This is a genomic window from Virgibacillus ainsalahensis (genome assembly GCF_055380755.1).
In genome coordinates, this window is record NZ_AP043943.1 from 435,861 (window position 1) to 451,000 (window position 15,140).

The 15,140-nt window shown below is 39.4% G+C and carries 13 protein-coding genes and 1 pseudogene; 8 read left to right on the forward strand and 6 right to left on the reverse strand.

What is annotated here, in order from left to right; genetic code table 11:
* Window position 1: 1 nt before the first annotated feature.
* Complete coding sequence (locus ACZ427_RS01965) at window positions 2-760, forward strand: HIRAN domain-containing protein (protein ID WP_461179181.1); 759 nt, start codon at window positions 2-4, stop codon at window positions 758-760.
* A 215-nt stretch (window positions 761-975) separates the two neighbouring features.
* Here ACZ427_RS01965 and ACZ427_RS01970 read toward each other — a convergent pair whose 3' ends face one another.
* From ACZ427_RS01970 to ACZ427_RS01980, 3 genes are all read right to left on the reverse strand, one after another.
* Window positions 976-1,422: a Fur family transcriptional regulator gene (locus ACZ427_RS01970; RefSeq protein WP_461179180.1), complete on the reverse strand. Its 447-nt coding sequence runs from the start codon at window positions 1,420-1,422 to the stop codon at window positions 976-978.
* 57 nt (window positions 1,423-1,479) lie between these two features.
* On the reverse strand, window positions 1,480-2,844 hold the full coding sequence (locus ACZ427_RS01975; RefSeq protein WP_461179179.1) for a sugar porter family MFS transporter: 1,365 nt from the start codon (window positions 2,842-2,844) through the stop codon (window positions 1,480-1,482).
* Between the two features lie 102 nt (window positions 2,845-2,946).
* Window positions 2,947-3,867 carry a phytanoyl-CoA dioxygenase family protein gene (locus ACZ427_RS01980; RefSeq protein WP_461179178.1) on the reverse strand — a complete coding sequence of 307 codons (921 nt, stop codon included), beginning with the start codon at window positions 3,865-3,867 and terminating at the stop codon, window positions 2,947-2,949.
* Between the two features lie 290 nt (window positions 3,868-4,157).
* Between ACZ427_RS01980 and ACZ427_RS01985 the strand changes: the two genes are divergently transcribed.
* Both ACZ427_RS01985 and xylE read left to right on the forward strand, forming a co-directional pair.
* Complete coding sequence (locus ACZ427_RS01985; RefSeq protein WP_461179177.1) at window positions 4,158-5,120, forward strand: LacI family DNA-binding transcriptional regulator; 963 nt, start codon at window positions 4,158-4,160, stop codon at window positions 5,118-5,120.
* A 747-nt stretch (window positions 5,121-5,867) separates the two neighbouring features.
* Window positions 5,868-7,277 (forward strand): D-xylose transporter XylE, encoded by a 1,410-nt coding sequence (xylE, locus tag ACZ427_RS01990; RefSeq protein WP_461179176.1) that lies wholly within the window; start codon window positions 5,868-5,870, stop codon window positions 7,275-7,277.
* 148 nt (window positions 7,278-7,425) lie between these two features.
* Here the strand turns inward: xylE and ACZ427_RS01995 are convergent.
* A pseudogene (locus ACZ427_RS01995) lies at window positions 7,426-7,551 on the reverse strand (5-methyltetrahydropteroyltriglutamate--homocysteine S-methyltransferase); the annotation flags it as partial.
* A 194-nt stretch (window positions 7,552-7,745) separates the two neighbouring features.
* Here ACZ427_RS01995 and ACZ427_RS02000 point away from each other — a divergent pair.
* Window positions 7,746-7,925: a hypothetical protein gene (locus ACZ427_RS02000; RefSeq protein WP_461179175.1), complete on the forward strand. Its 180-nt coding sequence runs from the start codon at window positions 7,746-7,748 to the stop codon at window positions 7,923-7,925.
* A gap of 245 nt (window positions 7,926-8,170) precedes the next feature.
* On the opposite strand, the gene ACZ427_RS02005 is transcribed toward ACZ427_RS02000, so the two are convergent.
* A complete protein-coding gene (locus ACZ427_RS02005; RefSeq protein WP_461179174.1) occupies window positions 8,171-9,295 on the reverse strand; it encodes an ROK family transcriptional regulator in 1,125 nt (374 codons plus the stop codon).
* Window positions 9,296-9,524: 229 nt separating this feature from the next.
* On the opposite strand from ACZ427_RS02005, the gene ACZ427_RS02010 reads away from it, so the two are divergent.
* Window positions 9,525-10,301 (forward strand): SDR family oxidoreductase, encoded by a 777-nt coding sequence (locus ACZ427_RS02010; protein ID WP_461179173.1) that lies wholly within the window; start codon window positions 9,525-9,527, stop codon window positions 10,299-10,301.
* A 43-nt stretch (window positions 10,302-10,344) separates the two neighbouring features.
* Window positions 10,345-11,868 (forward strand): FGGY-family carbohydrate kinase, encoded by a 1,524-nt coding sequence (locus tag ACZ427_RS02015; RefSeq protein WP_461179172.1) that lies wholly within the window; start codon window positions 10,345-10,347, stop codon window positions 11,866-11,868.
* Between the two features lie 185 nt (window positions 11,869-12,053).
* Here ACZ427_RS02015 and ACZ427_RS02020 read toward each other — a convergent pair whose 3' ends face one another.
* Window positions 12,054-12,833, reverse strand: a complete 780-nt coding sequence (locus ACZ427_RS02020) for a DeoR/GlpR family DNA-binding transcription regulator (RefSeq protein WP_461179171.1) — start codon at window positions 12,831-12,833, stop codon at window positions 12,054-12,056.
* Between the two features lie 342 nt (window positions 12,834-13,175).
* Here ACZ427_RS02020 and ACZ427_RS02025 point away from each other — a divergent pair, with 342 nt between their 5' ends.
* Together ACZ427_RS02025 and ACZ427_RS02030 are read left to right on the forward strand one after the other, a co-directional pair.
* Window positions 13,176-13,943 (forward strand): SDR family oxidoreductase, encoded by a 768-nt coding sequence (locus ACZ427_RS02025; RefSeq protein WP_461179170.1) that lies wholly within the window; start codon window positions 13,176-13,178, stop codon window positions 13,941-13,943.
* A 65-nt stretch (window positions 13,944-14,008) separates the two neighbouring features.
* Window positions 14,009-15,118: an MDR/zinc-dependent alcohol dehydrogenase-like family protein gene (locus ACZ427_RS02030; RefSeq protein ID WP_461179169.1), complete on the forward strand. Its 1,110-nt coding sequence runs from the start codon at window positions 14,009-14,011 to the stop codon at window positions 15,116-15,118.
* The last annotated feature ends 22 nt before the right edge of the window (window positions 15,119-15,140 follow it).

A 15,140-nucleotide genomic window follows, 5' to 3' on the forward strand; every position in this document is an offset into this window, starting at 1 on the left:
TATGAATAAAGTCAAATCATTGTTGGTGTTATGGAAAAACAAAAGAACAAATGTATACTATCATATTGGAACACTAGGGTTTGATGGAAATAAATATACGTTTCAATACACCTATCACAGTGACGCTCATCGAAAAGTGAAGGAAGCATTGCGAAATGGATATCGACTTCATCCTACATTCCCAAAATTGGAAAAGGAATATATTTCAACGTCTTTATTTGCAGCTTTTGAGCGCCGAATACCATCCATTGATCGAGTCGATTACGATAAAATACTAGATGACTTGGGACTGCCTTTTGAAGCTGACCGTATGGATATTCTTCGAGAAACACGAGGAATGTTATCGGGTGATGCTTACTCATTTGAAGAACCCCTTCGTTTGTATGATGATCACTTGGAAACTAATTTTTATATCAATGGTATGCGTCATCAAGGGCTGCCTAAAAAATGGCCATCCTTACTTCAAATTGGCGATCGATTGCATGCTATCCCTGAGGATGATAATGAACACGATCCTTACGCCGTTCGCATTGTAACATCGGGTGGATTGCAACTTGGCTATATTCCAGGTGTATATGCACAGGCGGTTAAAGCGTTGCTTCGACGTGGCACTCCTCTAACATTGACGGTCAAAGATATTCGTTCCACACTAGCTCCTCAATGGTGGGTTTATGTTGGATTGTCTGGAGAGTTGAACAGTAATGAACCAAGTCTATACAATGATAAAGAGTTGGACGGCTTACTTTTCAGAGCTGCTTAAGTTCATTTTTAGAGATCTTAGATTGGATGCCTGTCACTTCCCGATTTTTGCAGATATATGTCGAATCTTAAGTCTATAATAAAATCTGAGGATATTAAGGCTGCAAGACCAAGTGTGAATGCTCATTGATCTTGCAGCCTTTTGATTTAAAATAGGAAAACTTTTAAAATGATTTTTATACAATTTTAGGGGTTTCAGGCCTATTTTTTATTTATTCAACATAATTCTTTCCGCCGATCCAGGCAACACGTGGAGCACTCCCCATAAATTTCCAAGCGGTGGTGGCTGATGTTAAAACCGGTTGTCTGCTCTGCCAGTGCTTCCACTTCCCTTAATAATGGGTAATGTAAGTCCATGATGGCTCCACATTTCGTACATATAACATGATAATGTTCGGTGGGATCACCATCAAACCGGCTCGAATGGTTGCCGAATGTTAATTCCTTAGCCAACCCGTTTTTACATAAGGTATGCAGGTTATTATAGACAGTTGCTGGACTGATGGAGGAAAACTTTTGCCCAACTTCTTTATAAATTTCATAGGCTGTTGGATGGCTTGTTGAACCCAATAGCGCTTCCAGAACAGCGACACGCTGAGGTGTCAGCCTAACGTTTGATTTTTTAATTTTTGTTATTGCCTTTTCCACACTATTTTTAGACATTGCTTTCACCCATTTTAAAATAGAGATTGGTGATTCCATATGGAAATGGAATCAATTTCAACTGGATTTAGAATATGCAATTTTTTTACCGTCACGTAGATCATTTTCGATTTCCTCAAGCGATCTTCCTTTTGTTTCCGGAACGAAAAGGGAAACGAACCCAATAGAGGTTAATCCAATCACGGCGAAAATGACAAACATCCATGCGATTCCGATAACGTCCAGTAACATAGGAAACACGAGTGTAACAACGAGGTTGGCCGCACTCATTCCCATGATGGCAACCCCTGTTCCGGCGCCCCTTGCCTTTAATGGGAAAAGCTCCGGAATGAGAACCCATGCGACAGCACCCCATGAGACGGCAAAACTCATTACGTAGATAGCAAGCATAACAACTGTTAACCAGGCCGTGGAATCATTTAATCCGGCAGTAAATAGGATGGATGAAAGTATGATTAGGCTGACACTCATTCCTATTCCTCCGATGTTTAATAACTTTTTCCTTCCCAATTTATCAACGGTCATAATGGCCACCACGGTCATCAGGACGTTGACAACCCCGATACCCATCGTTCCCAAAGTGGAGGCGGCATCTTCCAATCCTGCCGATCTAAAGATGGTAGGGGCATAATAAATAACCGCATTGATTCCGACGATCTGTTGGAAAACCCCGACCAACACGGCAACAATCAGCATCGGCCGCACCCATTTTGATTTTAATACGCCTAATGCATTTTTATTCTCTCCCTGTTCAATCTGCTTAATGGCTCTTATTTCTTCATTAATTTCCTTGGGTTCGCGGAATAACTGCATCACTTCTTTGGCTTTACTTTCCTCATTTCTGCGCAGCAGCCATCTTGGACTTTCAGGCATGAATATAAGGCCGATTAGTATAGCTATTCCGGGTAATGCTGAAACCGCTAACATCCAACGCCATGCTTCCATTGGTGCAAGCAGGTGATTAGAAAAGTAGGAGGTTAGTATACCGACAGTAAGCATTAATTGGTATAAGGCCGTCAACTTCCCCCTCATATGGGTAGGGGCTAGTTCTGACATATATACAGGGATAATGGCCATGGACCCACCGACACCAAGCCCATTTATAATCCGCGCGATAATTAAAGTAGTAACCCCGGGGGCCAAGGCCGAACCAAGGGAACCGACAATAAAGAGAATGGCAATGATGGCAATGGCTTTGCGTCTGCCTATTTTGTCAGATAACCATCCGGCACTGGCAGAACCAAAGATTGCCCCAAGCAGCAGACTGCTTACGACCACCCCTTCCATAAAACTGCTTAAAGGAAAGTCATTTTCAATAAATAACAATACACCTGAAATGACTCCCTGATCAAATCCATATAAAAGGCCGCCTAACGCACCGAAAAATAAAATCCATATACCAGATTTCTGCAAATTGTTCATCTCCTTTTTTATTGAGCCATTGAAATGGTTGATATCAAGCAGGAAATGCCACCCAATTTTTGCATCGGTGGCAATCCCTAAGATTGGTGCGATTGTTATGCCTTATTTATTCCATGATGTTAATCCTAACAGCTTCTCTCCCAATTCCGATAGTTCCGCTCTATCATATTTTTCCTGCTCCCAGTTTCGCGGATCTCCCGGGAAAGCATCCCCTTGTGGTGGAATCCGGTCATTCCAAGAATTGATCCGATCCTGGCGCAATGCTTCATCCTCTTCCTGCGCAGGGAACATGGATATATATTGCGCCATCCTTGGGTGGTCGGAAACATTCGGCCGAATTCCGTGAGGCTGCATGGCATTGAAAATCACCAAGTCGCCAGCTTCCTGAATGATTTTAGTAGGAGTATATCCCGTGGTGTCCGGATGATGTGGGTCACGATCTTCCGGCTGTTTTTTCACCCATTCTGGGAAGTCACGGTATAACTCAGGAATACACTGGAATCCTCCCATTTCTGCGGTTGTATCCACCAAAGAAAGCACCCCTTGTACGTTCTGTGGCAATGGATCGAGACTGGTATCCACGTCCCAATGAATGAAGCCTGAACCGGCGTTTTTATCCTTTTTCGGCATATTGAGATTGCAGCGATCGATGCTCACCCAAAGGTCCTCTGTTCCCCAGATATCGACAAATGCATCGTAGACTTTCTGTTCCATTCGGTTGTCCCAAAGGTACTGATGGTTATAGAGCTCCACCATTCCTGCACCTTGCAGCTCTTTCATTTTCATCTCTACTCGCGGTTCTTTGTACCAGGTAGAAGAATCATCTGGATCTTTTTCTTCAAACTCCCACATCAATGCTTTCAATCGCTCAATATTTTCTTGCGGTACGGCATTTTTGATAATTACATAACCATTTTCCTTCCAAAATGCCCAATCTTCTTCACTGAGTGCACGGAGTGGTTCATTATTCTCCCGTTTATTCAATGTTAGTTCTTTCGTTAAAATGTTGTTTTTTTCCGCCATTTAAAAAACCTCCCAATTAATTTAATAAGATTGATTTTCTTGGATATATCGATACACAATAGATGAATGCGCTATCAAATTGCTGAGAAATTACCGCCTCCCATGTCGATAATGTGTCATCAATGATGACTGATTAGAGCATATTTTATGAAACGCGTTTCATGTCAAGCGTTATTTTCATTTTCTTTGAAAGAATGAGATTATTTGTTTTATTATTAGGAAAAGCGTAAGATAAAGGTTAATTTATGGAAAACGGTCGACAAAAAATATAAAAATCATAAGGTGATACCATGACAAATATTAAAGATGTTGCCAAGCTTGCCCAAGTATCTGCAACGACGGTCTCGAGGGTCTTAAATGATCATCCCTATGTGAGTGAGGAAAAGCGCCAGGCGGTCTGGCGAGCAATGGAGAAGCGCAATTACCAGGTGAATATAAATGCGATTCATTTGAGCAAAGGCAAAACGTATCTCGTAGGAGTAGTTCTTCCATTCATCAATCATCCTTACTTCGCCCAGTTAATTGAAGGAATTTCAAGTGAAGCGGTACAAAACAATTATAATTTGCTACTGTTTCAGACGGAATATGACATAAAGAAAGAAAAAGAGGCGCTTGATCTGTTGAAACATAAACAAATTGATGCGCTCATTATTTGTTCCAGGGCCTGTGATTGGGAAACAATTAAGGATTACATAAGTTATGGCCCAGTCGTTCTCTGCGAGGATGTAAAAGAATACAACATATCCTCTACCTATGTGGATCATCATAAAGCGTTCACTATTGGCTTAGACTACCTATATAAAAAGGGTCATGAGAAAATAGGCCACTGTATTGGACGGAGATCAGGAACGAACAGCAAACAAAGGGAATCTGCTTACAGAAGTTTTCTTCAAAAGATTAACCAGAAATTTCGGGATGACTTTATTATTGATGATTGTTTATACCTGGAGGATAGTGCTCACGTCATGAGGCAAATCCAGCAAATGACCGATCCTCCTACAGCCCTTCTGGTAACCAGTGATCAAGTTGCAGCCGGGATTTTAACCTACTGCAACAGTCACGGTATTTCCGTGCCAGACGAACTGGCAGTAATAGGGTTTGACAATCAGCCGATTGCCAAAATCATGGATATCACGACAATCGAGATAAACCTGGTAGGAATGGGAAAAAGACTGTTCCATCAGGCAGTAGGTGCAGAATCGGTATTTAAGGAAGAAATGCCATCTGAGTTAATTGAGCGGTCTACTGTTTGAGGGGGACACAGGGACAGGTTCCTTGTCCCAGAAAGTTAAAGGCTGGATACTGCTCCATGGAGGTTTCTGGACCTAGCCAGAATCATTGCTTCCTGCATAAGTGTAACTCGGCCTTTCGCCGCAAGAGCTTAGCGAAAGGCCAAGTTTTCTAAATCGATTTGCTTCTTTTTGTTCCAGTTTCCACTACTACGTCTGCATAATAAAAGGAGTAATCTCCTCTCAGAATTTGTGGTGCCAGTCACTTCCTTCCGATATATGTTGAATTTAAGTCTATGAGGACATTAAGGATTAAGGCTGCAAGACCAAGTGTAAATGCTCATTGGTCTTGCAGCTTTTTGATTTAAAATAGATGTTCTTAGTTTTTCAATTAATTGATCAACTTCACTCCATATTGCTTCTATTGATACCACTTTATTAATTAATCCTATCCTTGAGGATTCTTCTGCTGTGATATCTTCGCATAGTTTCGCATAAAAAAATGAAAATAAAAACTTTGTTCATCCACTAGACAAACCAAGTTTTGTTATTTATACTAAGTTTGTAATTGGAATCGGTTACATGAATTATGAAACTTAAAAACTATAAAAAACAGGGAGAATTTATCCCCGACATAAAGGAGATTATATAAATGGCTTACTTTATAACATGAGGAATTTCACATGAAAAAGGAAAGCGCTTAATTGATTATGAAGTTGAGAGGGGAGGACAAGAGAGAGTACGAATGATACTCTTACTCTTATATAATTTATGACTACCAAAAAAAATCATTACATTATATCAATTACTTTGATCGCTACACTAGGAGGCTTGCTCTTTGGTTACGATACAGCTGTAATATCTGGTGCAGAGCAGGCATTGCAAGAATATTTTATGGATAGTTTAGGATTAAGTTCCTTAGTCCATGGATTCACCGTTTCGAGTGCACTAATTGGTTGTATTATTGGTGGACTAATCTCTGGGTTCTTTTCGAATAATTTGGGAAGAAAGAACTCGCTTCTCGTAGCTGCAGCTTTATTTTTCTTATCTGCAGTGGGATCAGCATATCCGGAATTATTATTTTTCGATAAGGGTGAACCAACAATTGGACTACTAATCACGTTCATTTTCTATCGAGTTATTGGTGGTATCGGTGTTGGTTTAGCATCAGCAATTTCACCAACCTACATTGGGGAGGTAGCCCCGGCACAAATACGAGGAAAATTAGTATCTTGGTATCAATTTGCGGTTATCTTTGGGATGCTCGTTGTTTATTTTGTAAACTGGGGAATTGCGAATGGTCAAACAACAGAATGGATTAATGATGTAGGCTGGAGATATATGTTCGCATCGGAAACAATACCAGCGTTGTTATTCTTTATTCTTTTGTTTTTCGTACCAGAAACACCACGATTCCTCGTATCGAAAAACAAAGGTAACGAAGCATTCAATGTTTTAGCGAAAATTAGTGGCTCGAAAGATAAGGCTAAAGAAGTTTTAATTGATATCAATAAGTCATTAAATACCGTGCAAACATCCGGAAAATTATTTTCTTATGGGAAATTAGTTATCATTGTTGGTGTATTGCTTTCTATTTTCCAACAATTCGTTGGTATAAACGTTGCATTATATTATGCACCACGTATATTCGAAAGCATGGGTGCTGGTACGAATGCTTCTATGATTCAGACGGTTGTTATGGGGGCTGTCAATGTTGTATTTACATTCATCGCTATCCAAACAGTTGACAAATGGGGGAGAAAACCTCTGCTAATGGTAGGTTCTATTGGGATGGCTGTGGGTATGTTTGGTGTCGCTATGTTAGCGTTCTTTAATATTATTGGCATAGGCACATTAATCTTTATCATTTTATATACAGCATCATTTATGATGTCTTGGGGGCCAATTTGTTGGGTATTACTCTCTGAGATATTCCCTAATAAAATCCGCGGACAAGCAATGGCAATTGCGGTTGCAGCACAATGGGCAGCAAACTTCTTTATTTCATCAACTTACCCATCCATGATGGAATTTAGTGGCGGATTAACCTATGGATTTTACGGATTAATGAGTGTTATCTCTGCCATATTTGTATGGAAAATGGTTCCTGAAACAAATGGTAAGTCACTTGAAGAATTAGAAAAAATATGGAAGAAAGATAAAATTGAAAAAGCGATTTAAGCGAAGTAACCGTCTATTGTACACAGGTAAGGCAGAATGAAAGGACTTGGGAATGGTTCGTGGTGTCTGTCACTTCCTGAATTTTAGATAAGAAACCAAAATGGAAAGGGAACAGCTGCCATTTACGCTGTTCCCTTTCTATTTTTACTTATTCCCAAACGTCTCGAGCTACGTCGACAATGTACTTCAATTTATCCCATTGCTGTTCTTCCGTTAGTTTGTTGCCGTGATGTGTTGATGCAAATCCACATTGTGGGGTCAAGCATAGTTGTTCATGTGGGAAGGACGCAGGGACAGGTCCGTTGTCCCGGGGAGGGGGCCCACCGTTCCAAGCCCGAATAACATAGGTTTATCGGCAAATAACGGATGAAGAACGTGAGTCTTCCGACCGAAGAAGATTTACATAAAGATTTAAGCAAGATATATCAGTATTTAATCTTAGCTATATACTAAGCTGGGTGTCGTCATTTGCAGTTTGATGATACGACTTGGAATAGTTTCTTTAATGATGAGCCAGGATTATTTGAACATCTAGGCTTTATTACTTCAACGTTCCCTGAATTGGAAGATGAAAATGAGGTTATTAATCGAATAATAGAAACGGGTGAATATGTGTCTCTGAATTGTTTGGCACTTTCTCTACAATGAGGATTTGTAAGCACGGAAGAGGTCAATAACCTGATCGAAGAACAATGGGCAAAACTCCGCCACATTGTTCACGTTGCATAAGAAGCTTCATAAGTAAAAGAAAAGACTCGATACTTTAGTTCGTGGTGCCTGTCACTTCCCGATTTAGAAAGGATAACGAAAATCAACATTTATTTACAGTATTTTGCTTAGATTGACGGCTATGGAACAGGTCCCTCCGTCCCCGGTAACGACGTCAGATACCATTAAATTGCATCTAAAAACGATTGAATAAATGGTATGGCAGCACCTGTAGGGACCCCATTTTCAGGTGAACTGCTTATATAAATAAATGGATCGTTACTTGGGAATGCTGTTTTTTCATATACTTTTTCATGAAGAATATTTATGTCCTCCTGCTTTAGGTAGGGGGAAATATGTCCGCCGAGAATGAATTCTCTATTGATGACAAGATGAATATTTTTGATAGAAAATGATAAGTGATCCAAAAAGGAATCCCATCTCTTCACATAGGAAACGGATCCGGAACGTACCTGCTGGAAGAAAAATTCTAATGTTTCATCTTTTTCCAAGAGTGCACTAACAGAACAAAACATCTCCATACAACCTCGCTTACCACAGTAACAGGAAGGACCATGGGGATCAATCGTCATATGTTCTACTGTCCCACTATGTCCTTCTTTCCCCATATCAATTTGATTGTTGATAATAATTGCTCCCCCAAGGTGCGTTCCAATTGACAAGTAGACAGCATCTCCAACATCATTTCTTACCCACAGCTCTGTTGTTGCTGCGCACTTTGCATCATGGTGAAATTTACAAGGATAGTGAAGATGTTGGGAAAAAATATGAATATCCAATCCTGTCCAGTTTAATATTTTTCCATATGTGATGCTTTCACCATCCGCTGATGTTAAAGCTTGTACAGCAAAACCAATCCCAAGCACCTGCGCTTCTTCCAAATGAAGAGAGGAGATGAAGGCCTCTACGGCTTGGCTTATCTTTTTGAAATAACTTTCGCCATCCGAATATTCTATTGATATTTCTGTTTTATTAACTATCACACCAAGCAGATCAATTGCTAAAATGCGAACTGTCTTTTTCATAATCTCGACACCAATGCTAATACGCGCCTGCGACCGTATGGCATATGCAGTTGCACGCCTGCCAACGGAAGACTCCAATTTCCCACTCTTCTCAATGAGTTGTTGCTCTTCTAAACGAACTAAGTTCCGAGTTATGGTCGGCAAGCTTAATTGAAGATGATTTGCAATTTCCTGCTTGGAAATTCCCTTCTTTTGATAGATGAGATGATAGATCGCTGAGTAATTACTTTTTTTTATATCTTTAAATGTGATGCTATTATCCATAATCATTCTCCGTTTTATAAAAAAGTTTTATAAAAATATTTTGTTTAATTCTATTTAAAAATATACCACAGTTACCGATGTGCCAACAACTTTAAAATTGAAAAGGAATACGGATTGTGCATTTTCTGTTTGGATGACGTGTTGACTTCTGCTTGAAAACGTTTTATTATACAAATACATTTTATAAAATAACTTTACATAATACATTTAAAATGAAAGGGTTATCAATATGGGAATCATTGAAAAAATGAGATTGGATGGTAAGAAAATTCTTGTAACCGGTGGTGCAAGAGGTATAGGTAAAAGTGTAGCAACTGCTTTTGCGGAAGCTGGTGCGGATATAGCAATTGTGGATCTCGATTTCGATGAAGCAAAAAAGACAGCAGCTGAACTGGAAAAAATTCAGAAGATCAAAGCGATTGCTATTAAAGCGGATGTCACAAAACCGGAAGAGGTAGATGCCATTATGAAGCATATACTGGAGGAGTTTAGACGTTTGGATGTTGCTTTTTGTAATGCTGGAATCTCCATAAATGTACCGGCAGAGGAAATGACATTTAATCAATGGAAAAAAGTGATTGATATCAACCTTACGGGAGTGTTTTTAACTGCACAGGCGGCTGGAAAAGAGATGTTAAAGCAAGGTGGAGGGTCTATTATTAATACAGCTTCCATGTCCGGTCATATTGTTAATGTTCCACAACCACAGTGTTCTTACAACGCCTCGAAAGCAGGGGTCATCCAGTTAACGAAATCTCTGGCAGTAGAGTGGGCTTCGCGAAATGTACGTGTGAATTGTATTAGTCCAGGCTATATTGGGACAGAACTCACGCTAAATTCTCCAGACTTACAGCCATTGATTGAACAATGGAATCAAATGGCACCACTTCACAGAATGGGAAAACCAGAAGAACTTCAGTCCATTTGTGTTTATCTTGCAGGAGATACCAGCACTTTTACTACAGGATCTGACTTTGTAGTGGATGGTGCTTTTACTTCTATTTAATAGACAACTGGAATTTGATTTTTTATAACAGGAGGATCTAATTATGGCTTATTTACTCGGAACGGATATAGGAACATCTGGCACCAAAACGATTTTAATGGACACAGAAGGCAATCTGATTGCTCAAGATTTACAGGAATATGATGTATTGACCCCAAAACCGCTTTGGGCTGAACAGTGGCCGGATGTATGGATGGAAGCCACAAAATCTTCTATAAAAAATACGGTTCAAAAAGCAGATATTCCAGCGGATGATATTCGCGGGATTGCAATCAGTGGACTATATGGGGGCTCTGGTATTCCATTAGACGAAAACATGGAACCTATTAGACCGTGTATGATTTGGATGGACCGCAGAGCCGAAAAAGAATCAAAGTGGGCCCTGTCTACGATTGGAGCAGAGAGACTCTTGGAAATCACCCACAATGGGGCAGATCCTTATTATGGTTTTACCAAAATGTTATGGATGAAAAATAACGAACCGGAAAACTGGAAGAAGACCAAGTTGTTTTTACCGCCAAATGATTATGCTATTTATAAACTGACCGGTAACATCGCTATTGATTATTCGTCTGCTGGAAACATCGGCGGTATTTTTGATATGAATACGAGAACCTGGTCGAAAGAAATGATGGATACCATGGGAATTCCATTATCGATGATGCCGCAGAATATCGTAGAATCAACAGATGTTGTTGGCGGTTTAACAAGTGAAGTTGCAGAAGAATTGGGACTATCTGAAGGGATGCCGGTGATTGCCAGTGGTATTGATTCTGGCGCCGCCAATATCGGGATGGGCGTATTTGAATCCGGTATTTATGCAGCAGCAATCGGAACTTCAATGTGTGCAGCATTGATTTCGGACCAACCTGTGAAAGGGAAAGATCTGATTGTTTGGCCGTATTTATATGATGCTAAGAGATTGTCGTATTATTTTGCCGGGGGAGCCACTGCTGGGGCAATTGTGAAATGGTTCCGACAAACGATGTGCCAATTTGAAATCGAAGCGGAAAAGGCCGGCGGAAGAAATGTATATGATGTGTTAAACGAACAGGCGGAAGCCATTCCGGTTGGAAGTGAAGGACTGATTGTACTTCCTTACTTTATGGGAGAAAGAAGTCCTATTTGGGATTCAGATGCCAAGGGGACAATTGTTGGGCTTTCATTGGCGCATTCGAAATCTCATATTTATCGCGCATTTTTAGAGGCAGTTGCATTTTCTTTACGGGATGCAATGGAAGCAACCGGGGAAAACCTGGGCGAGTCCATTTTGATTGCTGGAGGGGTAACAAAGTCAACATTGTGGAGGCAAATTTTTGCTGATGTAACCGGCTATCCTATTGTATGTCCCGTACATGATGCAGAAGCGAATCTGGGCGATGTGATGCTTGCCGGGATTGGAACTGGACTTCTATCGTATGAAGATGTGAAAAAATGGCAGATATTGGACGAAAAGATTATACCAAACAGGAGAAATCATGAAAAATATAATGAATATTACAAGGTTTACAAGTCCGTTTATCATCATTTAAAGGATGATATGAAAAGATTGTCAGACCTATCGTAAATCATATATTGAAATTTAATCCCATATTGCGGGGGGATGCAAACTGGTATTTAGTACAATGCATCCTACCTGCACAAAATGAAAAAGAATTACCATTAAATTGTAAGCTTTTAGGTACGAGTTTTTAAACAAACTGTCATATAGAAATAAAGTGACCTCGTACCTCAACGTATATTCCAAAGTAACTAACTCAATATAGGGGCGATTACATCCACATTATAGTTTGAAAGCTTACTTGAAATTTCATCATTTATCGGTTTGTCGGTAATCAAGGCATCAATTTGTTCAGTTTTAGCGAATACTGCACTTGAATTTGTATCTATTTTTGAAGAGTCAATGATTGCAATCACCTTTCTGGATCTTTTCACCATTTCCTTTTTCAGTTCAACTTCGTATAAGTTGAAATCGGTTAACCCTTTTTCAACAGAAAAGCCATTTGCAGATGTAAACATAATATCAATATTTACATGATCCAAAATGCTTATTCCCAATGTACCTTCAATTGAGGTGGAGCCATTTGTCACTACTCCACCAATCAGAATAACAGTAATATCAGGATTTTCCTTTAGTTCCAATGCAGACTGAAGCCCGCTGGTTACAACTGTTAAACGAGTCGATTGCTCCTTTAGATAGCGCGCCATTTCCAATGCAGTAGAACTGGCATCTAGTAAAATGCATTGCTTTTCTTCAATATATTGAGAGGCTTCTACGGCAATTTGCGATTTTTCTTTTTTGTTTTTCTTTTCACGAACTGAAAAGCTTGTGTCATTGTCTATATAATCATTATGAATCGCGCCTCCATGCGTTCTTTTCAGTAGGCCGTCGACTTCCATTTTATTCAGATCAGTCCTCAATGTTGCTTCTGAAACACCGATATATGTGGCTAGTTCTTTTACTGTTATTCGTTTCTTTTCATCTAAAAGATGCATTATTTTATTTCTTCTTTCACTAGCGAACATTTTCATCAATTTCTCATCCTCATTTGTATATTACCTTTATGTTATTCGATTTATAGTTATTTCGCAATATCAATTCCATCTTTTTTTCATTTGCATCTAAACCACAAAATAACCTTTTGTCATATGATAGAAAATAAAAGAAATTGAAAAATATAATTGACAAATTAAAAATAAATGATAATATTTAATTATAAAATATCGTTGAAAGCGATTGCAAACTTACGTTAATTATTGCACTTTGTGTATCCTTTTGAATTAAAGGTATAAATAAATCAATATTATTATATCATATGCTGGCTGATTCAAAGGAAATGAGTGCTGTGAATGAAATTGAAAGAGAGGGGTTTTATGGCTTTTGAAGGTTTTGATAAAAACTTTAATATTACAGATAAAGTAGCGATTATTACAGGTGGAGCAAGTGGGATTGGTAAAGCTATTTCAGAATTATACACGGAAAAGGGCGCAAGGGTTGCTATCTTTGATATGAAAGACGACGTGGAGAAAGCTGCAAAAGAAATAGATGAAGCAAAAGCAATTGGCTTACAATGTGATATCACCGATAGTGAAAGTGTGAATAGGGCCATTCAAGAAGTGAAAAACAGATTTGGCAAGGTTGATATTCTTGTAAACTGTGCTGGTGTTGCACTGCTCGATAATTCGGAAAACATTTCGGAGGATTATTGGCAAAAAACAATGGATCTTAATTTGACTGGATCATTTAAAATGTGTCAAAAAGCCGGTAATGTGATGATTGAACAAGGAACGGGCGGCAAAATCATTAACTTGGCTTCTCAAGCAGCACTTATAGCATTGGATAACCACGTAGCCTATGGTGCAAGTAAAGCTGGAATTATTGGGATGACGAAAGTTCTTGCGCTTGAATGGGCTCAGTTCGACATCAAGGTTAACGCTATCTCACCTACTGTTGTTTTGACAGAATTAGGCAAAAAGGCTTGGGCAGGCGAAAAGGGTGAAAAGGCGAAGAAGGAAATACCGCTTGGACGTTTTGGCTATCCCGAAGAAGTTGCAGCCATTGCTTTATTCCTTGCGAGTGATGCCACAAATTTAATTACAGGTGAAAATATTGTGATGGATGGCGGCAACACAATTAAGTAAGTAGCTTAGTAGATATTGTTTATAAAAAAGATGAAAATCTCAATAACATAAGGAGGATGAAAAAAATGGAAAAAGCAGTAGAAAAGCAAGAAGTACAGAAACAGGAAATCCCTGAAACGATGAAAGCAGTTGTGGCGTATAATCCGAAAGATTACCGGTATGAGGAAGTGGAAACACCACAGCTGGAAAATGACAAAGAAATTCTAGTTAAATTGGAAGCGTGCGGTATTTGTGCAGGTGATATCAAAGCATATGACGGTGCACCAAGTTTCTGGGGGGATGAAACACAGCCTTCGTATATAAAAGCGCCAATGGTTCCAGGTCATGAATTCATCGGTCGAATCGTACAAAAAGGAGACGCGGTAACGGACTTTGAAATCGGCGATCGGGTAATTTCAGAACAAATTGTTCCATGTTGGGATTGCCGTTTCTGTAATAGAGGGCAGTATTGGATGTGTGAAAAACATGACTTATACGGATTTCAAAATAACGTAAACGGTGGAATGGCTGAATATATGAAATTCACCAAAGAAGCAATTAACTATAAAGTGCCAGAAGACTTATCAATTGAACAAGCTATTTTAATTGAACCTTATGCATGCAGCCTCCATGCAGTACAAAGAGCTCAGGTGCAATTGGGCGATATTGTCGTATTATCCGGCGCTGGCACACTGGGATTGGGAATGATTGGTGCGCTTAAGAAGTCAGGCCCTGGCAAATTAGTTGTTTTAGATATGAAAGAAGACCGCCTGGAATTAGCAAAACAATTTGGGGCAGATATCGTTTTAAACCCAAGTAAAGTTGATGTTGTACAAGAAATTAAAGATATGACGGAAGGATATGGCTGTGATATTTATATTGAAGCTACTGGACATCCGAAATCTGTGGAACAAGGACTTCATGCGATAAGAAAATTGGGACGTTTTGTCGAATTTAGTGTATTTGGAGAACCGGTGACCATTGACTGGAGTATCATCAGCGATCGAAAAGAACTTGATATATTGGGTTCGCATTTGGGACCATATTGCTATCCGCTAGTTATTGAAGGTATCTCAAACGGAGATTTCCCTACGGATGGGGTTGTCACACATCAATTAAAAATGGAAGATTTTGAAGAAGGCTTTGAGTTAATGAAAAAAGGTGAAAAATCATTGAAAGTTATATTGAAACCGTAGCTTTTTCACTATTAGGAAGGAA

What these genes read in the sequence shown, in the direction of transcription:
- ACZ427_RS02015 (WP_461179172.1), top strand. Translation starts at nt 10,345, where the DNA reads ATGGCTTATTTACTCGGAACGGATATAGGAACATCTGGCACCAAAACG.
- ACZ427_RS01980 (WP_461179178.1), bottom strand. Translation starts at nt 3,867, where the DNA reads ATGGCGGAAAAAAACAACATTTTAACGAAAGAACTAACATTGAATAAA.
- ACZ427_RS02005 (WP_461179174.1), bottom strand. Translation starts at nt 9,295, where the DNA reads ATGGATAATAGCATCACATTTAAAGATATAAAAAAAAGTAATTACTCA.
- ACZ427_RS01975 (WP_461179179.1), bottom strand. Translation starts at nt 2,844, where the DNA reads ATGAACAATTTGCAGAAATCTGGTATATGGATTTTATTTTTCGGTGCG.
- ACZ427_RS01985 (WP_461179177.1), top strand. Translation starts at nt 4,158, where the DNA reads ATGACAAATATTAAAGATGTTGCCAAGCTTGCCCAAGTATCTGCAACG.
- ACZ427_RS02020 (WP_461179171.1), bottom strand. Translation starts at nt 12,833, where the DNA reads ATGAAAATGTTCGCTAGTGAAAGAAGAAATAAAATAATGCATCTTTTA.
- ACZ427_RS02025 (WP_461179170.1), top strand. Translation starts at nt 13,176, where the DNA reads ATGGCTTTTGAAGGTTTTGATAAAAACTTTAATATTACAGATAAAGTA.
- ACZ427_RS01965 (WP_461179181.1), top strand. Translation starts at nt 2, where the DNA reads ATGAATAAAGTCAAATCATTGTTGGTGTTATGGAAAAACAAAAGAACA.
- ACZ427_RS02030 (WP_461179169.1), top strand. Translation starts at nt 14,009, where the DNA reads ATGGAAAAAGCAGTAGAAAAGCAAGAAGTACAGAAACAGGAAATCCCT.
- ACZ427_RS02010 (WP_461179173.1), top strand. Translation starts at nt 9,525, where the DNA reads ATGGGAATCATTGAAAAAATGAGATTGGATGGTAAGAAAATTCTTGTA.
- xylE (WP_461179176.1), top strand. Translation starts at nt 5,868, where the DNA reads ATGACTACCAAAAAAAATCATTACATTATATCAATTACTTTGATCGCT.
- ACZ427_RS01970 (WP_461179180.1), bottom strand. Translation starts at nt 1,422, where the DNA reads ATGTCTAAAAATAGTGTGGAAAAGGCAATAACAAAAATTAAAAAATCA.